The 26,057-nt window shown below is 58.7% G+C and carries 24 protein-coding genes; 10 read left to right on the top strand and 14 right to left on the bottom strand.

Annotation, left to right across the window (positions count from 1 at the left end):
- Positions 1-46 precede the first annotated feature (46 nt).
- A complete protein-coding gene (locus J2741_RS12465) occupies positions 47-1,549 on the bottom strand; it encodes a diadenylate cyclase (protein ID WP_245249810.1) in 1,503 nt (500 codons plus the stop codon).
- Between the two features lie 365 nt (positions 1,550-1,914).
- On the opposite strand from J2741_RS12465, the gene J2741_RS12460 reads away from it, so the two are divergent.
- Positions 1,915-2,376, top strand: coding sequence for a GNAT family N-acetyltransferase (locus tag J2741_RS12460; protein ID WP_209676061.1), 462 nt, complete (start codon positions 1,915-1,917; stop codon positions 2,374-2,376).
- A 134-nt stretch (positions 2,377-2,510) separates the two neighbouring features.
- Here the strand turns inward: J2741_RS12460 and J2741_RS12455 are convergent, their stop codons facing one another.
- A complete protein-coding gene (locus J2741_RS12455) occupies positions 2,511-2,951 on the bottom strand; it encodes a hypothetical protein (protein WP_209676059.1) in 441 nt (146 codons plus the stop codon).
- 194 nt (positions 2,952-3,145) lie between these two features.
- On the opposite strand from J2741_RS12455, the gene J2741_RS12450 reads away from it, so the two are divergent.
- Positions 3,146-6,478, top strand: a complete 3,333-nt coding sequence (locus J2741_RS12450; protein WP_209676057.1) for a PAS domain S-box protein — start codon at positions 3,146-3,148, stop codon at positions 6,476-6,478.
- Between the two features lie 175 nt (positions 6,479-6,653).
- On the opposite strand, the gene J2741_RS12445 is transcribed toward J2741_RS12450, so the two are convergent.
- Complete coding sequence (locus tag J2741_RS12445) at positions 6,654-8,213, bottom strand: L-lactate permease (RefSeq protein WP_209676055.1); 1,560 nt, start codon at positions 8,211-8,213, stop codon at positions 6,654-6,656.
- A gap of 208 nt (positions 8,214-8,421) precedes the next feature.
- Here J2741_RS12445 and J2741_RS12440 point away from each other — a divergent pair, with 208 nt between their 5' ends.
- Complete coding sequence (locus J2741_RS12440) at positions 8,422-9,318, top strand: cation diffusion facilitator family transporter (RefSeq protein WP_209676053.1); 897 nt, start codon at positions 8,422-8,424, stop codon at positions 9,316-9,318.
- 118 nt (positions 9,319-9,436) lie between these two features.
- On the opposite strand, the gene J2741_RS12435 is transcribed toward J2741_RS12440, so the two are convergent.
- Positions 9,437-9,883: a hypothetical protein gene (locus tag J2741_RS12435; RefSeq protein ID WP_209676051.1), complete on the bottom strand. Its 447-nt coding sequence runs from the start codon at positions 9,881-9,883 to the stop codon at positions 9,437-9,439.
- 346 nt (positions 9,884-10,229) lie between these two features.
- On the opposite strand from J2741_RS12435, the gene J2741_RS12430 reads away from it, so the two are divergent.
- Both J2741_RS12430 and J2741_RS12425 read left to right on the top strand, forming a co-directional pair.
- On the top strand, positions 10,230-10,802 hold the full coding sequence (locus J2741_RS12430; protein WP_209676049.1) for a flavodoxin family protein: 573 nt from the start codon (positions 10,230-10,232) through the stop codon (positions 10,800-10,802).
- Positions 10,803-10,951: 149 nt separating this feature from the next.
- Positions 10,952-11,521, top strand: coding sequence for a cysteine hydrolase family protein (locus J2741_RS12425; protein WP_209676398.1), 570 nt, complete (start codon positions 10,952-10,954; stop codon positions 11,519-11,521).
- Between the two features lie 177 nt (positions 11,522-11,698).
- On the opposite strand, the gene J2741_RS12420 is transcribed toward J2741_RS12425, so the two are convergent.
- The 3 genes from J2741_RS12420 to J2741_RS12410 all read right to left on the bottom strand — a co-directional run bounded on the left by J2741_RS12420 (position 11,699) and on the right by J2741_RS12410 (position 14,273).
- On the bottom strand, positions 11,699-12,364 hold the full coding sequence (locus J2741_RS12420; protein WP_209676047.1) for a TMEM175 family protein: 666 nt from the start codon (positions 12,362-12,364) through the stop codon (positions 11,699-11,701).
- A 131-nt stretch (positions 12,365-12,495) separates the two neighbouring features.
- The gene (locus J2741_RS12415; RefSeq protein WP_209676045.1) at positions 12,496-13,149 is read right to left on the bottom strand and encodes a V-type ATP synthase subunit D; all 654 of its coding nucleotides are present in this window, start codon (positions 13,147-13,149) and stop codon (positions 12,496-12,498) included.
- Positions 13,146-14,273 (bottom strand): V-type ATPase subunit, encoded by a 1,128-nt coding sequence (locus tag J2741_RS12410; protein WP_209676043.1) that lies wholly within the window; start codon positions 14,271-14,273, stop codon positions 13,146-13,148. The genes J2741_RS12415 and J2741_RS12410 overlap by 4 nt, the downstream gene beginning before the upstream one ends.
- Before the next feature lie 194 nt (positions 14,274-14,467).
- On the opposite strand from J2741_RS12410, the gene J2741_RS12405 reads away from it, so the two are divergent.
- Positions 14,468-14,860: a PaaI family thioesterase gene (locus J2741_RS12405; RefSeq protein WP_209676034.1), complete on the top strand. Its 393-nt coding sequence runs from the start codon at positions 14,468-14,470 to the stop codon at positions 14,858-14,860.
- A gap of 256 nt (positions 14,861-15,116) precedes the next feature.
- Positions 15,117-15,635, top strand: coding sequence for a DUF6125 family protein (locus J2741_RS12400; RefSeq protein WP_245249806.1), 519 nt, complete (start codon positions 15,117-15,119; stop codon positions 15,633-15,635).
- Positions 15,636-15,893: 258 nt separating this feature from the next.
- Here J2741_RS12400 and J2741_RS12395 read toward each other — a convergent pair whose 3' ends face one another.
- Positions 15,894-16,400, bottom strand: a complete 507-nt coding sequence (locus tag J2741_RS12395) for a hypothetical protein (protein ID WP_245249804.1) — start codon at positions 16,398-16,400, stop codon at positions 15,894-15,896.
- On the bottom strand, positions 16,397-17,842 hold the full coding sequence (locus J2741_RS12390) for a BaiN/RdsA family NAD(P)/FAD-dependent oxidoreductase (RefSeq protein ID WP_245249802.1): 1,446 nt from the start codon (positions 17,840-17,842) through the stop codon (positions 16,397-16,399). Before J2741_RS12390 ends, J2741_RS12395 begins: the two co-directional genes overlap by 4 nt.
- A 249-nt stretch (positions 17,843-18,091) precedes the next feature.
- Between J2741_RS12390 and J2741_RS12380 the strand changes: the two genes are divergently transcribed.
- From J2741_RS12380 to J2741_RS12370, 3 genes are all read left to right on the top strand, one after another.
- Positions 18,092-18,529 (top strand): YkgJ family cysteine cluster protein, encoded by a 438-nt coding sequence (locus J2741_RS12380; protein ID WP_209676032.1) that lies wholly within the window; start codon positions 18,092-18,094, stop codon positions 18,527-18,529.
- A complete protein-coding gene (locus tag J2741_RS12375) occupies positions 18,526-18,990 on the top strand; it encodes a YkgJ family cysteine cluster protein (RefSeq protein ID WP_209676031.1) in 465 nt (154 codons plus the stop codon). The genes J2741_RS12380 and J2741_RS12375 overlap by 4 nt, the downstream gene beginning before the upstream one ends.
- Positions 18,991-19,111: 121 nt before the next feature.
- Positions 19,112-19,258, top strand: a complete 147-nt coding sequence (locus J2741_RS12370; protein ID WP_209676029.1) for a hypothetical protein — start codon at positions 19,112-19,114, stop codon at positions 19,256-19,258.
- Between the two features lie 215 nt (positions 19,259-19,473).
- Here J2741_RS12370 and J2741_RS12365 read toward each other — a convergent pair whose 3' ends face one another.
- From J2741_RS12365 to J2741_RS12345, 5 genes are all read right to left on the bottom strand, one after another.
- The gene (locus tag J2741_RS12365) at positions 19,474-20,112 is read right to left on the bottom strand and encodes a response regulator (protein WP_209676027.1); all 639 of its coding nucleotides are present in this window, start codon (positions 20,110-20,112) and stop codon (positions 19,474-19,476) included.
- A 224-nt stretch (positions 20,113-20,336) separates the two neighbouring features.
- Complete coding sequence (locus J2741_RS12360; protein ID WP_209676026.1) at positions 20,337-21,260, bottom strand: hypothetical protein; 924 nt, start codon at positions 21,258-21,260, stop codon at positions 20,337-20,339.
- Positions 21,261-21,558: 298 nt separating this feature from the next.
- Positions 21,559-22,533 carry a hypothetical protein gene (locus tag J2741_RS12355; RefSeq protein ID WP_209676024.1) on the bottom strand — a complete coding sequence of 325 codons (975 nt, stop codon included), beginning with the start codon at positions 22,531-22,533 and terminating at the stop codon, positions 21,559-21,561.
- A gap of 202 nt (positions 22,534-22,735) precedes the next feature.
- Positions 22,736-23,632: a metal-dependent hydrolase gene (locus tag J2741_RS12350; RefSeq protein WP_209676022.1), complete on the bottom strand. Its 897-nt coding sequence runs from the start codon at positions 23,630-23,632 to the stop codon at positions 22,736-22,738.
- Between the two features lie 382 nt (positions 23,633-24,014).
- Positions 24,015-25,811 carry a PAS domain S-box protein gene (locus J2741_RS12345; RefSeq protein WP_209676020.1) on the bottom strand — a complete coding sequence of 599 codons (1,797 nt, stop codon included), beginning with the start codon at positions 25,809-25,811 and terminating at the stop codon, positions 24,015-24,017.
- Positions 25,812-26,057: the final 246 nt, after the last annotated feature.

Here is a 26,057-nt window from a genome sequence, read left to right as displayed (position 1 = left end):
ATAGAGGTTTTGGGAATGGGCCGGGCACCCGAAAGAGGTGCAGTATTCACGACTTGATCGTGTACACGATCTTCCCGTCCCGGAAGAGAGTGATGAGCCCCCCGCTCTGGGAGACGACCACCCCTATCGACCTGGTGACCCGCGTGATCCCCGCGACCGACGAATGACGCGATCCCAGCCCGCCGGGAAGGTTCACCTGGCTCACGTCCACGGTGATATACCGGCCGGCGGCCTCCACCACTCCGGAACCGGTGACGATGAACGCACCGTCGAGCTGGGCGAACTCCTTGATATGTCCCCTGATGCCCACGTCGGTGATCCGGCGCTCGGCCTCGTTGTGGCCGTGGAACGGGTTCAAGACAAACTGTCGTGAATGGTCCAGCACGTTCCCGGTGTCGCCGACCACGAACGAGGTCCCCACCGCCTTGCCCTCCCGTCCTTCCCGGGAGATCTCCACCGCCGTCCGGACGACTGCGTCGAGGACCTCGGGCGATACGTCGGTCCCGGTGCACAGGGTCTCCAGCACCTCGAGAGAGGGGATGTTCTTGGGGAGAGGCCCAGTCCGCGGGGTGAACCCCCCGTGGTTCTCCGGCATTGCGGGCGGTCCCCTTCTCCTGTGCAGGATCTGCTGGAAGATCGCCCCGACCACGACGACCACGATGGCGGTGACCAGGATTATCACGAATATCGGCTGGTCCGTCGGCGGCGGGGACCCGGGGGTCGGCCCGGGCGACCCGGTCGTCTGGTTCCGGATCTCGAGGGTGATCCTCTTGGTGGTCGAGAGCCCGTCCGACTGGGTCCCGGTGATGGCGATGGTGTAGGTCCCCGGGGTGGAGTACCGGTAGGTCACCGGGAGGTCGGGAGAGGTCGTCGTATTCCCGTCATTCCAGTCGACGTTCACTATCGTGATGACCGTCCCCGGGGAACCCGGGTTAAGGTTCCCGTTCACGGTGACGTTCATCCCGTCGACCACCGGCTCGAGGAGGGTCAGGACCGGCGGGCTCACCGGGATCCCGGGACCAGGTCCCTCCGTAGTCTGTGTCGGGGTGACCGTCGCCGTACCTGAGACCGTGGCGACGGGGGTGGTTGCCGGGACGACAGGCTGCGCTATGGTGACCGTGACATTCCTCGCGGTCTCCTGCCCGTCGGACTGGAGCGCGGTGATCGTGAGGGTATATACCCCGGCACCGGAGTAAAAGTGCGAGTACGGGAACCCGTGGTATTCCGGCGTCTGGCTGTCGCCCCAGTCCCACCGGATATTCTCGATGGTCACGTTTCCGGAGCCCGGGGCCGCGACCCCGTACATCGTGCAGGTAAGGTTGTCCACGACTGGAACACCGAGCACGAGGTAGGGCGGCGGGTCGGGATATACCGCGGGAGTCTCGGTCGGGGGAGGTATGGCCGTTGTCGCAACGGTTGTCACTTCACCGGTTGGCGTAGTGTTCGTAACGTTCTCTGCGAGCACGATACCCGGCAGTACGAGAAGGATGACGCATAGTGCGGTGAGCAGCAGCCGTAACCCGGATGCTGGCGTTCTTTCCCGGCTCATGGATGACCAGATCGTTTGAATGAACAGAATATCGTGATGATCGTTCATAAATATGGACGTTCCCGCTTTCTGGACCGGGAGGTGATGCCAGGTCGGATCGGTCTTACCGGAGACCACGGGTGGCCGGACGAGGGCCTGGGGGTACAGTCTCGGGGATTGTCGTTCCTCGCCCCGATCCGTGTAAATCCGGAATCTGCATATGGTGAAATGATAACCATGGACCGGGGGCCAGGAATCCGGTGACGGAGGAAAACAATCATTTCGCCACCTCCGCAAATCTCGTCGTCCGGCTCTTTGACTCCCTGCAAGCGTGACGGCGATGTCGCTATCTGGCGGAAGAACATATCTTCTGAACAGATAGTCCCATGCCGGATTGCACCATAGAACGACTGACGGAACGCACCTTTCCGGATTTCCTGTTCCTGCTCGAACGGCTCGCCGAGTACGAACACCTCGACCCGCCCGACGAGGAGGGGCGAGTCAGACTTGCAGCGGACGCATTCGGTGATTCTCCGCGATTCGAAGGCTACTTGTGCAGGTTTAATGGACAACCCGTCGGGTATGTCACGTTCTACTTCACGTACTCCACGTTCCTCGCCCGCCCCACCCTGTTCCTCGAGGACCTCTTCGTTCTCGAACATTACAGAGGTAGGGGTCTCGGGGGACGGCTCTTCGAGTTCTGCCGGAGCGAGGCGCGAAATCGTGGGTGCGGGAGGATGGACTGGATGGTGCTCACCTGGAACGAGCCGTCCATCCGTTTTTACGAGAAGATCGGCGCATCAAGGCTGGACTGGTATACTTACCGGCTCGATCGCGAAAAATTATGAGAGGGGAGGACCTCGGGTCAGATTCTTTTTTCAGGATTAGGAAGTCGTTGAAGCACGCCGGGTCTCGAGGAATCATTGGGCGGGAGATCCCAAATCGTCCGCCTGGATCCTAAAAAATAGAGATTACCCGGATTTCAGCCCCTTTTCAGCGTGTCGATGGCGGCATTGTAGTTCTCGCCGCTCAGGAGATAAATCAGTTCGATCTGGTCAGGTGCGGTAATGGTACCATAGGTATAGCCGTTATTCTCTTCGGCAATGTACACTGTTTTCCCGTCGGGACCGATCGCCCCTGCAAACGTCTCGCTCTCGGTGGCGCCTTCAGGATCGGTGAAATAGAACGATCCCCAGAAAATCCGGTCCTTCTGACCCGTAACGCTCATAACCATGCTATACCCGGCCCCATCGGAATATCCCGCGCTTTTTGTATAGTCCACCCAGGTCCCGGACCAGTTCCCCAGGAGATCGGGTGTAACCGCGGGAGTCGTAGCGGCGTTACCCTGCGGGACCGTAGTGCACCCGCAGATAAGCACTGCTGCAAAGAGGATAAGAATTCCTGCATACACAATCGCTTTCATACCGTTCAGAATCGCGAGCAACCGGATAAATAGGTATCGTTTATTACCCGAATGGCCGAGCCTGGCGGATCCGGGGAATAATCTCTCCATTACGGAGGAGATATCAGAAATAATGGAGAGTATTCAGTTTTTCTGCATTCGATCCTCAAATCCGATACGAAAAAAATATCCGCTCCCGTAAACATGACACTACAATGGCGGGGGGGGCACACGTACTGTGGGTAGAGGACGAGCCCGGCCTTCTGGAGACTGGAAAGACCTTTCTCGAACAGGAGGGCGGGTTCCGGGTCGACGCCGTGCGTTCGGCTCATGAGGCCCTGGAACTCCTGGCGGGCTCAAGGTACGATGTCATCGTCTCTGACTACCGGATGCCGCAGTTGGATGGCATCGAGTTCCTCAGGACCGTCAGGGGTGAGGGAAATACCATCCCGTTCATCCTCTCCTGCGAACCGGGACACGAGGACGTGGTCATCGAGGCGCTGAACAACGGGGCAACCTTTTTTCTCCGTAAAACCCGTGATCCGCAGGTTTTCTATGATGAACTCTCGCACGCCATCCGGCAGGTCGTCCTGAAAAGACAACCCATGATGACACTCGCCGGGCAGGAACAGCGGCACCAGGACCTGCGAAACACCCGCGACCTCATTCTGGGCATTGCACCCGACGGTCGAATCCTTTTCGCGAACAGCAAATGGCTCGATACGCTCGGGTACCGCGAGTCCGGGATCGCAGGACTCACCTTGTCCGGAGTCGCTCATGAAGAAGGACCCGCGAGACTGGAAGACATACTCCGGAGAGTATTGTCCGGCGAGAACGCAGGGATCATCGACGTGGTGTTCATGAGCCGCGGAGGGGCGAGGGTCTACACCGAAGGGATGCTGGACCTGAGAGTGGAGGGTGGAGCGCAGTACGTCAGGGGTATCTTCAGGGACGTGACCGGACGAAAGACCGCCGAAGCCGAATTGCGGGAATCCGAGAACAAATTCGCCACGGTGTTCCGGAACAGCCCGGTCGCGCTCACGATCGTGTCCGCGGTAGACGGCACGTTCATCGATATCAACGATACCTTCGTCCGGAACACCGGATATTCCCGTGAAGAGGTGATAGGAAACACCGCGGACCACCTGGGAATCTTCGCAATCCGGAACCAGCGGAAACAGATGCTCGCCACACTCCGTGAAGAGAGGGGGGTGCAGGGGATGGAGGTCTCGTTCCGGACGAAATCGGGAGAGATCCGGAGATGCCTGTTCTCGTCGAGGTACATAAGGATGGGGGCCCGGCCTCACATCCTTTCCATGATCGAGGACATTACCGAGCGAAAGGCCGCCGAAGAAGCTCTGAAAGAGCGGGAAGAAAAATTCCGGACTATTTTCGAATACAGCCCGTATCCCATCGCGATCAACAGCCTCCCGGATGGAAAATTTATCGCGGTAAACGCGGCGTTCGAGAAAAGCAGTGGGTATTCCGAGTCCGAAGTGATCGGCAGGGGGCCCGTGGAATTGAAACTGCTCTCGTTTAAGGATTTCGGCAGGCTCGCATCACACCTGCTGGTCTCCGGGAAACTCCGGAACATTCCCCTGACCCTTACCGGGAAAAACGGTGATCAGGTGTTCGTATCGTTCTTCACCATTCCCGTCGCGATCAACAACCGGCCGGCTATCATGACGATGGCGGCGGAGACCACCAGCCTTAAAAAAGCCGAGAAAGAGCTGCTGCGTATCAACGAGGAGCTTCGCGGGAGCGAGGAAAAATTCCGGGCCATCTTCGAGAACAGCGCACCGGGCATGTCCCTCGTGCAGCCCGATCTCCGGTTCGTGGCCGTCAACCCTTCATGGGCATCCATGTTCGGCTACACCCAGGAGGAATTCGGTGAAATGACCGTCGGCGATATCATGTATCCCACTGATATCGCCCCGGACACCGAGGGGATCCGGCTGCTCGGGGCCGGTGAACACCCATACTTCAAAGCGGAAAAACGGTACGTCAGGAAGGACGGGGGCATGATTTGGGGCGCCCTTACCGTCACTGCGATACGAGGTCAGGACGGGACCCTTCGTCACTATTTCGCCCAGATCGAAGATATTACCCGGAAAAAGCTCGTCCAGGACTCGCTCAAAGAGAACGAAGAGCGGTACCGATCGTTTATGGAGAAGTTCCGGGGGATCGCCTACCTTACCCGTCCGGACTGGCGTCCGGTGTTCATCCACGGTGCCGTAGAGGAGATCACAGGATATTCGCCGGAGGATTTCGAACGCGGAGCACTGCGCTGGGATCATCTTATCCATCCCGAGGATATTGCCGGATTACGGAAACGCGGCGATACGGAACTGTTCACGACCCCCGGACATTTCGTCAGGGCGGAATACCGCATCTTCAGAAAAGACGGGGAGATCCGATGGGTCTCGGATCTCATCCAGAACATGGAAGACGAAAGAGGAGATCTCCTCCTCTCGGGCGTCCTTACGGATATCACGGAACAGAAAAGGATGGAAGAGGCGCTCCGGGAGAGCGAAGCGCGGTACCGCGGGCTTCTCGAGGGGTCTCCCGATCTCATCTTCATAATCGACCGGGACGACCGGGTCGCATTCGTGAACGAAGCCGCTGCGAAATTCCTGGGGCTGCCCGCAGAGGAGATTACCGGGCGGAGCAGAGACAGCCTGTTTCCCCCGGAGATCGCAGAACGCCAGAAAGAGGCGGTAGCGAAGGTCTTCGAGACCGGGGAACACTTCAGAAGCACCGGGATGTTCGATTACGGAGAGCACCGCCGCTGGTTCGATCACTATCTCGTCCCTCTCTGCGACCATTCAGGCAACGTGACCCAGGTATTCGGGATCTCCCGCGATATGACCAGCCAGAAGGAGGTGGAAGAGGAACTCCGGCAGGCGAACAGGAAGTCAAACCTCCTCTCCCGCATCACCAGGCACGATATCACCAACCAGCTCCAAATCCTCGACGGATACGCCGTTCTCCTTCAGGAGATGATCTCCGATCCCACGCGTGCGGCGTATCTCACCCACCTGATGAAAGCAAGCGGCCAGATCGGGGACATGATCGCAATCGCCAGGGAATACGAACTGATAGGCGTTCATGCACCGGTCTGGCACAATGTCAGGGAAGTGGTGAGCACCGCCTGGCAGGGGGTCATCCGTGAGTTGGTCGAACTCAAAAACGACATTCCCGGGGACCTCGAGGTATATGCCGATCCGCTTCTCGGAAGGGTGCTCGGAAACCTGATGGACAATGCCCTTCGTCATGGAGGAACGATCACCGCCATCATATTCTCTTTCGAGGATGGCGGAGACCACGGAATAATCGTCTGCCAGGACGATGGCACCGGTGTGCCCGGCTCCGAGAAAGAACGGATATTCGAGGCAGGAGTCGGCGCACATTCCGGATTCGGGCTGACCATATCACGGGAGATCCTCGGGATCACCGATATCACCATCCGGGAGACGGGAAATGCGGGGTCGGGGGCCCGGTTCGAACTTACCGTCCCGGTCGGAGGGTACCGGCGTAGATCAGGATAACCGTCTGAAGTGCGTTCCGGTAATTGAAGAGATGCACCGCCCATGAATTCGGGCGGTCAGCGTCCGATCCGACTCTTTTTGCCTGATTCGAAAGGACTTATCCCGGCTGACCGTATCCACGGATATTCCGGATACTTCTGAAAAAAGCGTTTTCCTGTCTCTCCGCGGACAATCGTCAGAGGGCCAGCATGATCACCAGCATGACCCCGGTGATCGCAGTGAGGATGATCGCTACAACTGCAGATTTCTTGATAACTTCACCGATGATCCCCGGCTGGTCGATCACCGCAGCGGCGTTCATGATCTTCGCCGGAGCGATGGAGGACGCGATCCCGCCTGCAACCGCATGGGCCGCGTAGACCTTGATGAAGTCGAGGGAAAGGACGTCTGACGAGCTCTTCAGAATCCCGTAGAACATCACGTTCGAAGAGGTCTCGCTCCCTGAAACGAACGATCCGAAGAGGCCCAGCAGGGGACTCACCAGGGGGAACGCGGCACCGAGGATCCCCGCCAGGGTGAGCCCGATCACCACGTTCATGTTGGTGGTCATCGCCCCGGGGGCGAACCCTACGGCCCCCTGGATCACCGACTGCCCGGACCAGTCCATCACGTAGGCGATGGCAAAGAAGATGGCGGCCGCGAGGGTGGGGCTCCAGGCCCGTTTCAGCCAGAGCGTCACTATCTTCTTCCCGTCCTCTTTCCGTTTGATCAGGAACGGAGCGGCAACGAGGGTGCTGATCAATACCCAGAAATAGGCCTGGTTGAGGAGCTTGATGTCCACCGACTTGTTCGCGACGATAGGGATCTTCTGCAGGTCACCGAGGATGTTGTAGAGCCCGGTCTGCACCGCGGGGATGCTGATGATCACGATGAAGACGACCAGAAGGATCCAGGGCAGCGCAGCCTTCCAGAGCGGCAGCGAACCGGCCGGGATCTCCCGTTTTACCAGCAGGGGCTTGCCCTGGAGTTTCCGGTGCGCGAGCAGGACGAGGATGGTGACCAGGCCTGAGAAGACTCCCACAAGGCCGATAGCCGATGCAGGCAGGATGTTGACAAAGAAGATACAGGAGAGGCCGAGCGAGAGACCAGCAAGTATTGCAGGGAACAGGCCTTTCTTCAGTCCGTTAATCCCGTCCGCGAGCCAGAGCATCCCAAGGGCGAATCCTGTGCTGACCACCGGGAGGAAAAGGGCGATGGTGCTCCCGAGGATGGTCACGTCGAGCCCGAATATCGCCGCCGGGAGGGTGATGGGGACCGCGAGCAGGGAGAACGATGTAAGCGGGTCGTAGCCCAGGCAGGGGAGGGCGACCGAGGCAAGGGGGGAGAACCCGAGTGCGAGCATGATGGGCGGAAGCATGGTTACCGGCGTGGCCCCGATGGAGACCAGGAACGAGCCGAGCCCCACGTTGAGGAGCATGATCTGGTCGTACCGCTCGGCGGCGATCTCCTTGATGTACTCGGTGATGCTCCGGATGGCGCCCCCGATATCCATCATGGTCACCTGGAGAATGGTGAACAGCACCATCAGCGAGATCCCGAACGAGGCGATGATCCCGTCAAGCGATGCATAGAGTGCGATGGAAAGTGATGTATTGAAGAACGTTACCGCGATCAGCACGGTGAGAGCCCACCCGATGAACGCCATCAGGGTGCCCGACCTGCGGAAGAACACCAGGCCGACGAAGATCACCATGATCGGGAGGATCGCGAGGATAAAGAGGATAGTCTGGTCCATTGATGATTCCGCCCTGCAGGCAAAAAGGTTGGGTCCGGAAGCTCTTAACGGGATGCGTTTTGATCCCCGGTCGGGGCCGGATCAGGGAAAGGAGTCTCTGGCAGAGCGCTGCAGGGACCGACGGACTGCCCGGGATTCCGGGGGCCCTGATGCCCGCCCCGTGACGACAACTATTTTCCCCTTTCAGCGATACGACTGACTGCAGAGTATGGACCATCCGAAACGGCGCGATTACCGGCGGTCGCTGAAGATCGCCCTGGCAGTGACCTTCGTCTTCCTTCTCGTGGAGATCGCGGGGGGGTTCGTCTCCGGCTCTCTTGCCCTCCTCTCCGACGCCGGGCATATGTTCTCGGACGTGCTCTCCCTCCTCCTCTCGCTCGCGGCGGTCACCATCGCCACGCAGCTCCCCACCACGTCAAGGACTTACGGGTATCACCGGGTAGAGATATTCGTGGCGTTCATCAACTCGCTGGTCCTGATCGGGGTCTCCGCCGGGATCGTGTGGGAGGCGTACCTCCGGTTCCAGAACCCGGTACCGATCGAGGGAGGGCTGATGTTCGCCATCGCGTTCGTCGGGCTGGTGGCGAACGGCGCCATCGTGTGGCTCCTCCACGGGAGCAGGGACCTGAATATCCGGAGCGCCTTCCTCCACGTGATCGGGGACACCGTCTCGTCGGTCGCCGTGATGGTCGCCGCGGCATGGATCGCCCTGACCGGGCAGGTGATCGTGGACCCGCTCCTATCGGGGATAATCGCGGTGATCATCGTAATCTCCGCGGTGAGAATACTCCGTGAGACCGTTGTCATCCTCCTCCAGTTCACCCCCCGGGACGTGGACTTCGATGCCGTGGTCCGGGACATGACCTCTGTAGAAGGGGTGGAGAACGTGCACCACGTGCACCTTTGGAGCCTCTGCTCCGGCATCAACGTGCTCGACTCGCATATCTACTCATGTGAGCGTGATGTAGCGAAGATCGAGGGGATGAAGCAGGAGATCAAGGCGCGACTGAAGAAGTACAATATCCTCCACTCCACACTCGAATTCGAGTGTGAACAGTGCAGGGAGTGCGCCCTCGTCGAGGGGGTTCTGGAACATCCGGAATAGAAGACCCGGGATCAGGGGAACTATCCGGAATTTTCGGACCTGGATTTCGAAAGGTACGAGGTCGGGGACGCTATCGCTTCAGCCCGGCCCCCTTCATTTTTTCCGAACCCACACTCCTCTACCTGATACCGGTGTCAATGGAGATGTCCAGGGTCTCCCGCGCTCCGGGGTGGATCGTCACAGTCGCTGGGACATCGGCACTCCGATCAATACCCGGCCGGTTTATGTCCACCCGGTAGGTCCCCGCAGGAAGCACCACCTCGTAGTGACCGGTAGGACCTATCTGCACGGTCCGGCTCCCTCCGGGCTGGTCCAGGGGCGTGACCACGACCTTCCTGGCTTCGTATGCCCGGGCGAGCACGTCGGGAGAGACATTGCAGGGTTCAACAGGACAGAGCGGGCCGATGCTGACATTTCCCTCGAGAATTCCGGTTCCTCCGGCAGGGTACATCCCTGGGACAAGCATGAACACCAGTACGACCAGCGCAAATATCACAATGACCAGGAACAGGAGGCTCTTCTTCCACCGCCCGGCCGGCTCCTGCGATCGCTCTTCCGTCATCATCACCCGGTTCCGGATCACGGTTCAGCGTTACGGGTATATTAATCCCCATACACGACGTCCCCGATATTGTGGATGGATTCGAGGTGTTTCCTTCGGACTGCACGGAAGGAACGGAACCCGTGGCCGAATTTTTATCATAAAACAATACTCCGCCCCTCTCCCGGAATATTCACTCCTCGTCACTTCTTCCCCCGAGTCCGGGTCGGTTTTTAGGCATCCTTCAAGGGTGAGGCACCGTCCCCACGGTGGAATCAGCGAGCCTCCAGGGATGGTGTTTCGAAGGTCGCCGGCCGAAAAATCTCTATAGGAGTACGGGGCATCCTCTCCCAGAGGAGGATACGAAGCGATGAAGACCACCATCGGAATTGTAGGGAGTCCCCGTAAAGGGGGGAATACGGACATCCTGGTCAGGCAGGTCCTTGCCGGAGCTGCGGCAGAGGGGGACGAGACCAAGATCTTCTACCTTGAAGACCTGGAATACCAGGGGTGCCAGGGGTGCAGGTATTGCAAGATGAACGAGGGGTGCAGGGTCGATGACGATATGACACTGCTCTACCAGGAACTTATCGCCGCGAACGGCATCGTTCTCGGAACCCCGGTCTACTTTGGTCAGATGAGCGGGCAGACCAAGCTCTTCCTCGACCGGTGGTACGCACTGATGAACCCGGACTTTTCGTCCCGCCTGCCCGCGGGAAAGAAGATGGTCCTTGTCGTGGCCCAGGGCGATGCGAACCCGAAGATGTACGAGTCCATGATCAACCACCTGGAAGACACCATGGGGTTCTTCGGGATCGCCATGGTCGAGACCATCGTCGCCGCAGGGGTGATGAGCCTCGGCGATGCAGCCAAAGACCCCGCAATGATTAAAAAGGCAGAAAAAGCCGGCAAGAAACTTGGAAAAGCGCTCACGGCAAAATGAAATCGCATGGCCCCGCGGAGGGCTATCGGCCCTCCCGGGAGAGAATGCGGGGTAAGATACGCAGATCTCCTGAATCCTCCGGGGTGTAAATTCCAGGAACGCCGTACCTTATTGTCCTCCCGCCACCATACTTCCCCGGAGTGAGTGCCATGGACAACGCAGCGCTGCTGATCATCGATATGCAGAACGACTTCATCAGGGACGGTGCCCCCCTGCAGGTGCCCGGAGCAGGAGCAATCATCCCCAATATCCGGATACTCCTGGAGCTGTTCCGCCGCCACCGGCTCCCGGTCTTCCACGTGCTACGGGTCCACCGTGCGGACGGGAGCGACGTGGAGATCTCCCGCAGGGAGCTATTTGCGCGGCGGCCGTTTGCCGTCGACGGAACCCGCGGTGCGCGGGTGATCGACGAGCTTGCCCCCGAAGCGGGGGAATATATCATAAAGAAAGTCCGGATGAGCGCATTCTTCGATACCGACCTGGACCTCCTGCTCCGTTCGATGGGGGTCGGGCGCGTGGTGGTCGCCGGCATCCAGACGCCGAACTGCATCCGGACTACGGTATTCGATGCCTTCGCATACAATTACCGGACATATCTGGTTGAGGATGCGGTAGGAGCCGCGAACGAGGATGTCCACAGGTCGAACTGCAGGGACATGGCAAATATAGGGACGGTTATGGTACACACTGCGGATGTAGAGAAGATCCTGCAGTCCTGACCGTCGGATCCTTTCCTCCCGGCCGGGCCGGACCCGCCCTAACGGTTCGTTTCCCGGCGAAGACGGAACCGGATGATTCGCGGACGACCCGCCTGCGAGGTCTGGCGAGAGGTCCCCTAAACCCCATAAAAAAGCCATCCTACGACGGTATTTCCGGGGACTTAAAAAAAAGCGGAGTCACCGTTTCCCCGGCATCATCTTCCTTGACTTCGAGGAGAGATAGTCCAGGGTCTGGGGACTCAGGGCAAAGACAACGGGGATCAGCGCGAAGACTGCCACCCCGGGAAATATGCCGAACGCAGCAAGTATCGTTCCGAGGAAGGCGATCCCGGTCACCATCTCGCCCCGCTTCATCTCGAATCCTACAAGGGTCTTATCGACCGACGGGTCCATCATCCGGGGATTCCTGGTCACGTGATGCCATTCTGCGAGCACGATGAACGCGATCACCAGCACGTTCGCCCCGAAGATCACCTCGGCCAACCACTCGCTGAAATAGGTGTCGGCAAGGTTGGATGTAAACGGCATCAGGCCCACGAAGAGGAGCCAGATCACGTTGAGCCAGAGCATGAACGAGTCCACGGACCTGATAAAGTGGAACATCTGGTGATGGAGCACCCAGAACACCGCGAGTGCCAGGAACGCGAGCACATAGAGGATAATGTCAGGGTAGAGCGAGGCGAGAAGGTCCCGGAGCGGCGGGGGGCTTCCTGCCTGGGGGACTTCGATGCTTAATACAAGCAGGGTCATCGCAATGGCGAATATCCCGTCGGTCAGGGTTTCGACCCGGGCCTTGGAAAGCCCCGAGGGGTGGATCTCTCCGTGAGGAGTCTCTTCCTCCATGGAATAGGATGGAAAGACCTTGCTCATTAAGGCATTGGAGACAGGCGGATCGCAGAACCCTGCCCAATCCCGTGGGTCGGACCCGGAGGAAAAGGCGAAAAGATTCTTAGCTGTCCGCAGTCTTCCCTTTACTATCTGCCACCTTCCTGGCAGTCACTTGCCTGCTTGATCTTCTTGATTCGAAACAGCCGGGTATACTCTTCCCGTTCGAGTTCGTCCCGGAACAGCTCCCCCCGGTGCCGGGCGTCATAGAGACTGGGTATCAGGCGGTATTCCAGGCTGTTCACGACCAGCCGGGTGCGGTCGATCTCCCGGAGGAGGAGCTTGACCCGGCTCTCGGTTCCGGCGGTCCTGATCACCTCATCGAGGAGTTGTTCGAACGCTCCCGAGGTCTGGTCTACAAGAGACGTGGTGCCGAGAATCCCGTATCCTCTCCGGACCGCATTTTTATGCACGTCTTTTCCGGCAATCCAGGGGAGGTGCACCCCGAGCAGGTTCTCGGTGGTGACCGAGAACTGCGGTTCACCCTCCACCGCGTAGGCGGCAAGGGAGAGCTCGTGTTCACCCTCGATCATTATCGCTTCGACCAGGATATCCTGGCTTTCAAGATAGCGGAGTGCGAGCGCCTTCCGCTCCCCGGCAAGGACCCTGACCTGCTTCTGGGCCTCGATGATAAGCCCTTCCAGTTTCAGCTTCAGGATATGGTGGACACGCTCGAAGAGGAGGATCTTCTGTTTGATCCTGATGAGTTCCATCCGTGTCGGGGGAGGGGTATAGCTCGTCATACGATCAGGTACTTCGCGATTCGTTCCGGGGCAAGGGCGAGTTTTTTTCCCCTCCCGATCGCCCTCAGGTTTGCCACTTCGGCCTGGGTGCGCTCAAGGTAGGTGAGGACGGGGAGCACCGAGAAGGGGTGCCTGCGGGCGAGCCCGTCGATCTTTTTCAGGCGGGAACGGGTGATGGAGAGTGCGACCGCGGGGACCTGGACCTGGTGGTGCTCCCACCTTTTCCAGATGAAATCCAGCGCATCCTGCCGGGTTTCCACACTCTCGGGAGCGCTCTGCTTCAATGCCTCGAAAATGATGTGGAATACTCCCAGTTTCCCGAAGAGCGCCTCGAAATGTTCGCGGTCATCGGTGAACGAGAGCACCCGCAAATGCCCGGGAGGGATCGCCCCTCCGGGGATAATGTAGGAGAGGACGTCGCATTCCTCCTCGCAACTGTGGATCCGGAAGAGGTTCCGGATATTGAGGATGTCGATCTCCAGGCGTACATACTGCCTGAAGATGTCTCCTCCCGGCAGACCGGAGCCCGCAACCTCGAGGAGCCCGGTGTAGAACCCTTTGTACAGTTCGTTCTCCAGGTGCGCGAACATCCCCTTCTCCCGTTCCGGGTCGTAGAGCCTCGCAAGCAGGGGGTAGAGGTCCCACCCTTTCAGGGCGGAGACCACTTCGTCTGGGGTCCGGAGCACCGCGAGCGAGTCGAGGTATCTCGCTTCCATCTCCCCGGCGGGGATAAGAATCCGCTCAATCCTCGCAGGGTCCATCCCCTGCGCCTTTCCCCGGAGGATCATCATCACGTTCACGATATCGTACTTCTTCAGATAGTGGAGGGTGAAGTGACGAAGGTTCCCGCTCGTGAGGTCGAGGACGTCCTGGAAGCTCCGGGAGAGGTGCAGGTCCAGTGCCGCCTCGAGCCGGTCATCCGGGGGGAGACGTGCGGGTATTGCGGAGAACTCGGCCTTGTACCGGTCTTCCCCCAGGTAACGGACAAATTCGAAGATGTCCATGTGCAGCATCCGGTGGTAGTCGGGTAATTTGTAGCGTGATGATTTTCTTATCTGGAGGCGGGTGCATGCATAGACATAAGCGGAAGGGCCGACAGAAAGGGAGGGATACGATCGCGGCATGCAGTTCGGTCCGTTTTTAGGGGATGTGGTCACGGAACAGAATATACTTGTGGGTTTGGGGCCCGGGGCAACAGCAGGGAGAAGGCAGAGACCGGGGCATGGTAAAACCTTGCCTGCATCTCCCGGGAACGAAACCGGCACCCGCGTTTCGCTGCATTTTTCTCTCTCCGGGGCGATGAACTCCATGGTGGAACATGGATACGTTAACCGGGTTCTTCGACCAGGATCTCTATGCCAGGTTCAACGGGATCACGCTGGTTGAGACCGGGCAGGGAACCGCAAAAGTCAGCATGCAGATCCGGGACCAGCACAGGAACAGCCACGGTACGGTGCACGGCGGGGCCATCTTCACCCTCGCGGATACCGCCTTTGCCCTCGCTTCCAACTCGGAGGGAATACCCGCGGCGGCGATCAATGCGTCGATCACCTATATGAAAGCGGCCCGGGAGGGTCATCTCCATGCCACGGCGGAGGAGTTTGCCCAGAACCCGAAACTCGCCACCTACACGGTGACCGTCACCGACGATGCCGGGGACCGGATCGCCCTCTTCCAGGGCATGGTCTACCGGAAAAGAGCTGCCAGGTGATCTCCACACCCTCACTCCCGACATTGAATCCTCGCAAATTCGGGAAACACGAAAGATCCGGCGGTGTGGCCGGGACCGGTTTGATCACGGCCGCCAACGAGTGGCAAACCGATTTCCTCTCCACCCCATCCCGCCCCGACCGGTCACCGGGGTATGAACGGGGGCGGATTCCTGTGCCGGATCTACGATACAAGGTCACAGAGGCGGGAGAGATCCATGGAAGAAGGCTATCGGATCAAAATGCGGAGACATACCGATGATGAACCTTGAAATTTTCGATGCAATGGATGCGGACGACAAGAGGAATTACCTTGAATTCCTCCTCTGGCACTACCGGGTGGTGGACGCCTTCTGGTTCATCTACGTTGCCGAGGAGTACGGGCAACCGGTTGCAGAGGTTATCAACGAGCAGGTCTGGGGGAGGGTCGCCGGGATGGCGGCGAAGGATATCATCCGGAGGTTCGATATCCGGGAGAAAGGCCTCACCGGGCTGGTCCGGGCCCTTCGCCATTTTCCATGGGCGATAATCGTCGACTATCTTATCGAGGAGCGCGAGGATGAGGTGGTGATCTCGGTCCCCTCCTGCCCCACCCAGGAGGCAAGGCGAAAGAGGGGACTGGAAGAGTACGTATGCCGCGAGATGCACAGGGCGGAGTTCACCGCCTTCGCCCGCGAGGTGGACGAGAGGATCCGGGTGGAATGCCTCTTTGCCCCGCCGGACCCCCACCCTCCTGATATGTTCTGCAAGTGGCGGTTTTACCTTGAAGAGCCCTGACGGCCGGGTGCTTCCCTCGAATGGATACCGGGTGGTGAGGGAAAAACCCGATACCTGTTTCGGGTTCTCCACAACACCACCCTCCTGAACTTCGATTATTCTTTTTTTCACACGTCTCGTGACGAAACCGGACTCTATGACCGTGCGACCGGATGTCCATAGCAATTGTTCCCCGGAAAAGACCCGGCTCCGGGGGTCGTAGAGAGTCACCCCGGGGTATCGAACCCATAAGATACCTCATTCCCGCAGGGCCGTTATTCAGGCAGGCCTCGTGTTACGTATCTCGTTATAGAGCAGGACAAGGGAGAGGCTGATCAGGTTTAGTGTCGTGGCACCGTACCAGAAATACGATTCCACCGGGGTGAGGAGCCCTATCCACCCCGACCAGAGCATGAAACTGATAATGGAAAACGACACCAGGGTATCAACCGCGAGGAACACCAGAGGCATTCCCGCAGCCCGGCCCGCCTGTGCAATGGTGCAGTACTCGAAATTCGCGGGCCGGTGCGCGAGGTCGAGCACGACCCGTCCCAGGTTCATGAGGAGGTCGATCCCGGCCCAGACGATCACAACGCCCCCGAGGACAAGCAGCGAGGGGTATGCCGCCTGGGTGACCCTGAGCAGGCTCACTCCGAAGAGCAGTTTGTAGACACAGAAAGGGATTCCGATGGTGAGGGAGAGGAAGAACGGCCTCCGGAAGAACCGCTGGATACTGTCCGATTCACGTTCGTACCTGCATACCAGGGTCATATCGTCTGTCGTCATGGAGACACCTGCCCCTGCCTCCCGGAGAGCGCTGCCGCAGCGAGCGCAGCGGTCGAGAAGGCGGCCTGGAGATTGTACCCGCCCGTATCCCCGTCGATGTCAAGCGCCTCCCCGATGATGGAGAGTCCGGGTACAGGCCGCGACCCCATGGTCCGGGGGTCGATCGCCTCCAGCGCAGCACCTCCGCGGGTGACCATCGCCTGGTCGAAACCCGCGAGATCGCGGACGGAGAACGGGAAGCCCGTGATCATGTCCATAAGGTCGTTCCGCTCCTTCCTGGTAACGTGGGCACAGGTCCGGTCGGGCGGGATCCCGGCCAGATCCGGAAGCCTCCGGGCAAACCGTTCCGGGAGGTTCATCTCACGGAGAACGTTCCTTACCTGTCGGGATCCGTCTTTCCCCAATACTCCGATGAGAAACTCCTCCACGGCCTCCCGGGATCGTCCGGGCAGGAAGGAGACCCGCAGCTGGTCCCCCGGCCGGAGGTACCGGGAGAGGTCGAGGATCCCCGGCCCCGACAGCCCCTCGTGGGTGAAGAGGAGGTCCCCGGTCCGGTCCGTGAGTTTCCGGCCGGAACGAAAAACCGCGATACCCACTCCGCCGAAGGAGATACCCGCCAGGTCTGCAAACGGGTACCTTTCGACCACCACCGGAACAAGCGCGGGACCGATCTCTGTCACCGGATGCCCGAGAGCCCTCATCATATCGTACCCGTCGCCCGTCGACCCGGTCGACGGATACGAGGCCCCGCCGGTCGCGAGTACCAGGTGATCAGCGGAGTACACCCTGGGATCGTCTCCTCCCTTTTCCGGAGAGACGGAAGCGGCTCCATCCCGGAGGAACCCCGCCGTGCTCCCTGGTGTCCCGGGGGTTCTTCCCTGCTCTGCGACGTTATTCCGCCAGTCTCCCTGCAAACCTGTTCGTCCCGACCTGCGACCCGGATCTTCACAAATTGTAGTGCTATTCCTGCCTCCGCGGCCGGGTTGCTGCGTGGAGACGAGGAATTTCCCTTCTTTGCGGGTCACCCCGCACACGCGTTCTCCACACCGGAGATCTACTCCCGCCCGGCCGCACTCCGCAAGCAACGTCGCGAGCACGTCGGATGCCTTCATTGACCGGGGAAAGATCTTCCCACCCGGAAGCGTGACCATGGGAAGCCCCCGGGACTCGAAAAATGTGACAAGGTCGCGGTTGGTAAAATTTTTCAGGGCGGGCCTGATAAATTTCCCGTGGTCCCCGTAACGGATGAAAAAATCGGAGATGTCCCCTTCGTGCGTAAGGTTGCACTGGCCCGAACCGGTGATCAGGAGCTTTCGCCCGCAGGAGGGCATCTTCTCCAGGAGAACGACCGATCTTCCGCCGAGACCACACGAGATCGCACAAAAAAGGCCTGCGGGGCCTCCCCCGATCACCAGGACTCCGGTCTCCCGAACGTGCTCCATGCTCACTACCAATGGCCCTTCTGACGTTTTATCTGTTCCGAGCCCCAGAACCCGTAAATACCTGGGTCAGGGACCGGTCTCTCTGAAAGAACTCTGCCGTATCGTTCCTTTTATATCCCACACTCCCTGCTCTCCCGTTTGCCGGGATTCATGGGAGAACGCCTGGAAATATGCACCTCTTTAAATTTTGATTCCAGGCCGTTGCATCCACCAAAGGCTATATCGAACCCTGGTGCAAACAGAGCTTCGATGACTGAATCGCCCGATCTCTGCCGGGACTGTGGCGGGAACTGCTGCCGCCACCCGAATATGACCAAAGAGGAGTACCAGCGGATGGTCGACAAACTCGGGTTCGAAAAGGTACGGGCGGCCAAACCGAAACGGGTCGGGGCATGGCTGATGTTCGTGGAGAACTGCCCCGGAAAACTTTCCGACGGCTGTGTACTCCCCTATGCGGAACGCCCCCTCGGCTGCCGGATCTACCCGTTCGTCGCGATTCCTGCTTTGGGAGGGAGCGTGCTCGGCCACGAGCTTCTCCTCGACCTCCGACATTGCCCCCACTGGAAGGTGTTCGGCGAAAAGTACGAGGAGGCGAAGGCAGAGTTCATGCAGGAGAAGAAGAAGGAGACCCTTCCCGAGATCAAGTCGCAGCAGGGGTTCTTCAAGGGTTCGCGACGGAAGAAATGAGCCGGATCCAGGAGGTCACACCCTTGAACGGAGAACCGGACGACGAGCCCTGCGAACTCTGCGGGCTGTGCTGCAAGATCCTCGGGGACGGCATCGCCCCCACGGATACGAACCTCCTTCGCTGGATGGAGGACGGCAGGACCGACATTCTCCGCCATTTCACCGCGTTCCTGGAGGACGGCAGGCGTGTCCGGTGCAGTGAACTTATCCCTTCGGACCTGGGCGGGATGATCTTCGCCGAACTTCGTGACCCCGGGACCGGGGAGCTGGTGACTTCGTGCCCGTTCCTGCGCCGCACGGGAAGGAGGAGATACATCTGCTCCATCCACACCACAAAACCGGAGATGTGCATCAATTACCAGCCATGGATCTTCGGGGAGACCTATTTTAACCGGTGCAAAGCACTCGACAAGTCGCGACCCGGGAGCTGGGCGGGACACTCCCGGAAAAACCCGGAATAAACCGGGGTCCCGGACCATAATCCGTACCCCGGCTTCATTCCCGGGGGGTGACGTCCGGGAGCACACCGATGGCCGGAACTTCTATCAGGGTGCATCGCGACCCTAGTCGCAGGGATCGCACATGAAATTACCCGGTTGGCTCCTTACAATCCTCGGGGAAAAAACTCCTTCCCGGAAAGAAGTGCCTCTTCATAAGTCCGAAAAGGAGATCGAGGAGGAGGAGGAGGAAGACGAGATCGAGGAGCTCGTTGCACTGGATATCATCTGAAGACGCGGATTACCTCCACCGGTGCCGTTCCGGCATAGCCCATCCGGTCACCCCGGTGACGTTCCTCTCTTACGACATTGACGGTATCGGGGCCTCCCCCAGGCATTGCGGCACCGGTGGAATTCCGGAAAGATACGCATACTTAGTTGCGGGTTTCCGGGGCAGGTGCCGGTCCGGGGACCTCCCGCTCCCGGGCTGATCTTCACGATCGACAGTTATCCCAGTATCGCGTGATATTCCCGGATCTTCTTTTTGTGGTACCTGATTCGTTCCTCGATACCGGTAATCTCGTCAATTACCGGGGTATCCGGTTCTGCCGGGAGGAAAGAGGGGAGATTCATGACGTTCAGTGCATTCATCACGTGGGTCATCGACACGCAGGTCCTCATGGACACCGCGTAATCCCTGGCCTTTTCAGGGGGGATGCCGAGGTTCCTGAACTTTTCCATGTTCGTCCTTATAAGAGTGCAGCGGTTCCAGAGGGAATCGAGCTCCCTTTCGAGGTTCGATTTTGTCACGGGCTTCATGATATAGCCGTCGAAGAGATCACCGCACTGCAGGATTTCCCGGGGCTGGGGCGACCTGGCGGTGAGCATGAGCACCGGCGTAAGGAGACACTCTTTTTTCTTCCTGATCTGTCTAAGGGTCTCCCATCCGTCCACCGGGACCATCATGACGTCGAGGAGGATCGCATCGGGAACCTTCTCGTCGATCCGCTCCAGGCATTCACGGCTCCCGTTGGCTGCGAGGGGCATGTATCCCAGCATGGAGAGCATGCGGCAGTAAAGGGAGACGAGTTCGGCACCGTCGTCTACCAGGAGCACGGTCTTCATCAGGTGCACCATGTGTTCCATTCATGAAAAGACTATCGGTAACTGAACGAGCTTCACAAAAATGACCCCGGCGGATGCGTCAAAACCGGAAATATCGGCATCGCCCGGGGTGAAAAACATCGTCCAATCTATTATTCTACTCGAGGGTGCCTTTCGTGCGGGCTCGTATGCCGGACACGACATGCCGCTCGTTCCTTATAGGGCGGAGGATCACTGTGTGTGTGGAGAACCCGAGGAAAAAAGGGTTACAATGAAGGTAAAACCCCCGGCCCTCCGGTCAGCTTCGAGTTGTACCCCACCAGCTTCCGGAAGAGGGTGATCTCGCCTGATGCGGTGGAATCTTCCGAATATGTCAGATCTTCCGCTTTAGGGTCGAATGAGATACGGTCTTCCTGATTAAGCGGTGCTGCCCCGTCCACACCGAATAAGCCACGTCCTTCCTGGATATGGACATTGATAAAGGCATCTGCTGATCCCATTGCCGGAACGTCACCGAAGCCCGTAAGCGTGACCCGGTAGTTCGACTCGACACCGTTGTCAGAGACCGGACGATCCCAGCCGGGCGCCTGGTTCCCCACCGGTGCAAGGGCCGTGACAAACCGGGTGTCCGCAGCGGTCGAGAGTGATCCAAGGGTGAGGTCGACCGAACTTCCCTCCTGCACGATGTTGCAGAAGGCAGGGAGTAACAGGGTCTGTTCCGCTGCAAAGGGACAGATAAAGGTCTCGAGACTGAAGAACGGCGTTCCGGCACCATCGAGCACCTGCTCCTCCGCAGAGGTCATCCGCCCGGTATCGAGCCCCACGAACTCGACCACTTTCTCCATGTTCACATTCGACTGTTCCGGGACCTTCCCCTGGGTATCGACGGATCCCTGCTTCGCATAGGTTACAAGTCCCTGGTCAGCGATAGTGTCTTCGTTATAGGCCATGGAATATACTGCGACCACTTCAGGAAAGAGCGGCGGAATATCAGTCAGTCCGCCGATGAAACCGTTATTGGTGATCTGCCATGCCAGGCTGTCCCTCTCGGTCGCGGTCCCCACGGCCTGCATGATCGTGGAGGTGATAAAACCCTGGGTCTCTTCCGTCTGGGGCACTGCACTGTCCGCGAGGGCGAGGCCTGTAAGGAGAGATAATGCCGCAATGATAAGAATATAGTGAAACTTCATAGTTCCCTCTCATTTTTTCCGGTGCCGGGCCGGTAAAGGGACTTTGGCGATCTAATAGATAAATATACTTGCATAAATCCTGGATATCCTCACGGATTCCAATTCTTTTAGCTGAATGCTATCGTAATACAGGTGCGAAACCAGAGACAGGGAATATGCTGGAGCTTAGGTTCCCGAAATGAATGAGGTTCTCACAGCCGGTATCAATTCAGGGAAACAGCAGGAACCCGGTTCCGGATATGTCCAATCGCAGGGGAAAACCGGGACAGTTGCGCTATTTTCGCTTCCAAAAAAATGTTTAAAAAGGCCCCCTCAGCGGGATTGCAATGAGCCCTTCCGATCCCGCTCCTCCTGTAAGTTTCGAGTTGTAACTCATCGACTTCTGGAAGAGGGTGATCTCCCCTGACGCGGTGGAATCTTCCGAATAGGTCAGATCTTCAGCCTTGGGATCAAAGAAGTGGAAGCCATTTTGTTCAAGTTCGTTTCCTAAACCGGCACCATCGAAAACGAAGCCGAGGCCCCTTCCTTCCTGGACGTGAACATTGATGTACGCGTCAGCGGATCCCATCGCAGGGATGTCACCGAAACCGGTAAGTTTCACCTGGTAGTCGGATTCCACGCCGTTATCCGAGACGGGGAGATCCCAGCCCGGCAGCTCGATAAGATCGAGTCCGGCATGGCTTGCCAGGGGCGTAACGAACCGCGTATCTGCGAGAGTCGAGAGTGAGCCTATCGTAAGGTCCACCGAACTTCCCTCCTGCACGATGTTGCAAAATGCTGGGAGTAACAGGGTCTGTTCCGCCGCAAAGGGACAGATAAAGGTCTCGGGAGTGAAGAAGGGCGTTCCTGCCCCGTCGAGCGTCTGCTCCTCAGCGGAGATCATCCGGCCGGTATCGAGCCCTACGAACTCGACCACCTTCTCCATGTCGAGGTTCCACTGCCCCAGAGCCTGCCCCTGGGTGTCCACCGACCCTTCCTTGGCGTAGGTGACCAGACCCTGGTCCGCGATGGTGTCCTCGCTATAGGCCAGGGAATAAATCGCCGCATCGTATGCGAACAGCGGCGGGTTGAGTCCGCCGAAGAAGTCATTCACCCCGTCATTGGTGATCTGCCATGACAGGCTGTCGGTCTCGGTCGCGGTCCCCACGGCCTGCATGATCGTGGACGTGAGGAAGCCCTGGGTCTCTTCCGTTTGGGGAACGGCGCTGTCTGCCAATGCCATTCCGGTAAAAATGCTTAATGAGAGTACAATGATGAGAAGTGATACTTTCATGAATTCCCCCTATATTAGCTTTTGCCGGCAAAATGCCGGTAAAGGGACTTGAAAAAAGTAGTATTTATAGTTAACCCGGGGTGGCGGTTACGGTTCTGTGGGAGATGAAACGCAAGCACATGCGCATCGTGCAGGGGGTCATGGGAAAAAAGCCCTGACCCGCCCGTCCACTCATGAGGACCCGGGACGATTTTTCAGGGTGTCACCACTCATCCCTCCCGCCATTCTTCTCGATCCTGATCTTCTTGTATGACGGGGGGTAGAAGATGATCCCTTCGTCCCGGAGAGGGTCACGGATCACAATGGCATCACCTTCCCGCTCTGCCGTCGTGAAATACGAATAATAGCGGAGTCTTTTAACCTCGGGGTCCCCGGAGGACAGGGCGACATCGCGGGAGGGCACGTCCCGGGATTTTACAAATTCCTTTTCCCCGCAGGTTCCTCGGAGGAGTGAAATGCACCGGAATATGAAGGCTTCATCAGTCTCCCGGATCTCGTACCACACGAGGGGATTGAACGTAGGGATACTTTCTCCCTCCAGGTGAAACGCCATGGCGATTTTAAGCACCGAAAAAAACGCTACCACGAGGATGAAGAGCGCAGACCAGACCGGGAGAGCGGAGAGGGGGGCCACCCCGAGTATGAGGAGGATAAGGTAGACCCAGCTCACTACCATCATCACCGGGCTTGGGCCGGCAAACACTCCCAGGGTATATTTCCGGTCGGTCACCGGATAGAAGACCGGGATTCCCGGGTATGCCAGAAGATCGAGTGCCACGTGAGTGAAACTCCCCAGGAATACCGCCGCGAAAGCAGCAGGCGGGATTTCGGACAGGATCAGTGCAGGGATCATCCCGGTTGACGCGGTGAGGCAAATCCCCGCGGAGGTCGCCCCGCCGGTTACCAGTGCCCCGGCGAGAGAGTGGGTGAACCCTCCGTGGGTGAATACGTAGAGGGAGGGGAAATGGTCCGATATCCTGGAATAGAGGATGTCCGAATCCATCAGCACTGCCCCCATCACTCCGAAGAGGATAAGTTCCGGGTGCCCGAGATACGCGAGGACCGCAGCAACAAAGAATGCATGGGTTACGCTGTCCACAGGCAGGATTCATCCTTCTTCGCATAAAATCCTGCGGATGTGTGACGCCCGAAAGGCGTACCAGCTCATCGGGGGTGTTGAGATGGCCGCCACCTGCCAAGAGGATACGAATAACAGGATCCGGGATCTTCGCTGAGATTATCCTGATATACCCCCCGTTCACTTGATCGTCGCGATTGTCATCCCTCAATGCTGTTGCTGAGGCCGGTGGAGAATATCGCGGGCTACCGGAAACAGGAATGCCGGATCCTCCTGCCTGTCCGGTCTTTACGCGACCACGTGGCCGTCCGGGGATAGAATTCCTCCCGGTAGTATCGCTATCCCGCATTGGTCGACGGTATCAGCGGTAAACCCGGGAAAGAGTAAAAGTAATCTGCTGCATTCACTGTAATTTCGCTGCACCGGAGCGATAAAGCCCGGGAGGAACCCTGATCTCGAAACGTGCCCCTTTTCCAAAGGTTCCGGTCTCCTTGATGGTAATCCCCGTGATGGCGAGGATCTCCTGGGTAAGGAAAAGCCCAAACCCCGTGTTCTTCCCAAAACCCCTGGAAAATATCTTCTCCTTTTCGTCCCGGGGGATCCCGGTCCCGTTGTCCTCGAACACCAGCTTCAGTCCCCGCTCGTCCTGCATGGCGGTCAGCCATACGCCGGTGACTTTTCCCCCGTGGCGAACCGAATTGTCGAGGAGGTTGTGGAATACATTTTCAAGGAGAGGGTCTGCATAGATCTCAAAGTCCCCGGCATCCACATGAGCCTCCACTCCGGCGATCCCGGCTCCCTCCAGCGCCGTGAGGGCAGTCCGGCTCACCGGCTGCCAGACCGGAGAATGAATGCCGATATCCTGGTACGTCCTCGCAAAATCGATCTGCCGGCGGATGATGCCCGCGACCTGGGTAGCCTTGTCAACAGTTTTCTTCAGCTCCGGCTCCTTTTCGTCTTCGGCAAGGAGTTCGAGGTACATCGTGAGGGCGGTCAGCGTGTTCAGGATGTCGTGGCGGGTCACGCTGTTCAGGAGGTGGAGTTTCTCGTTCACCCTGCGGAGGGCCTCTTCTGCATGTTTTCGTTCCGTGATATCCCTCGCGATACCAAGGATCAGTTCACGCCCCCGGAACATTACCGGGTAGGTGTGCATCTCCACCACCACCCGGCTCCCGTCCCTCCGTACCAGGGTGAGTTCGCCGGGCCCCTGGGACTGCCCTCCGGTATTCGGGGTGAACAGGCTGATGGCCCGGGTGATCTCTTCCGGGGTGATCACCCCTACCGTCAGGAAATTCTTCCCGATCAATTCCTCCCTCCGATAGCCCATGATCTGCTCGGCGGCCCGGTTTACGTCGACGAAGACCCCGGCGGGGTCGTTGAGGAAGAACCCGTCCGGGGCATATTCGAAGATGATTTTCAGTCGCTCCTCGGAACTCCGCATCTCCTCCGTGGCCCGCTCGCGCTCGGTCACGTCCTCGCCCACAAAGGTGACCCCTTCTATCTCGCCTTCCCGGGAACGGTTTGCGATTGAGGAGAGCAGAACATGGCGGACCTCTCCGTCCCGGGTGATCACCGGGGTGAAATGCCGGTCGGACGCGACCCCTTCACGTATCCCTTTCTGGTAGCCCCTTTTCATCCGGGTCCGGTCCCGCACGGGGATGAACAGGTCGAACCAGTTCTCCCCGGTCATCTCTTCGCGGGTCCACCCGGTCAGCTCGAGGAAATGTTCATTGCAGAAAGTGATCTTCCCCTCCCGGTCGAGCTGGTAGGAGATAAGCGGGATCTGTTCGAGAGACTCCCGGAAACGCCGTTCGCTCTCCTCGAGTTCCATCCGGGAGCGGTTACGGGAGGCCGCCTCGCGGATCATGTAGAGCAGCTCGAGGAAGCTCATCCTCGGGTCCCCCCCCTTCTGGAGGTAGAAATCGGCACCCGCATTCAGGGCTTCGATCACCACGCCCTCCCTCCCTTTTCCGGTGAACACGATCACCGGGGTCATGTCCCCCCGGCCCTTCACCTCCCGCAGGAACTGGATACCGTCCATTCCCGGGAGCTCATAATCGAGGACGATCACATCATACACGTTCTCGGCCATCTTTGCCATAGCATCGATAGCGGTGAAACACGAGTCGATCCGGAGGTCTTCCCTGCTCCGCAGGAACCGGCACGCGAGATCGAGCAGTGCGGGGTCATCGTCCACCATGAGCACGGAAATTATAGCGGAGGTGGTGAATTTGGACATTGACGGGCGGGGGGATGACTTTTGGGGGGTGGTGTCCTCGATCACATTCCCCTATGTACCCCGGTATCTTATCTACCTCACCCTTCAGGGGAAGCCCTCGCGGACAGGGCTTGGGCCCCCATCTACAAGGGGAGATACTCTGCCGGACCATTGCCGGATCAAATCCCTCCCCCTGAAACTGCACCTTTTTTTCTTCAGCCGCCTCGC

This window comes from Methanolinea mesophila, from assembly GCF_017873855.1.
GTDB lineage: Archaea > Halobacteriota > Methanomicrobia > Methanomicrobiales > Methanospirillaceae > Methanolinea_B > Methanolinea_B mesophila.
The sequence above is the reverse complement of the archived record's forward strand: the minus strand, read 5'-3'. Positions and strand labels throughout refer to the sequence as shown.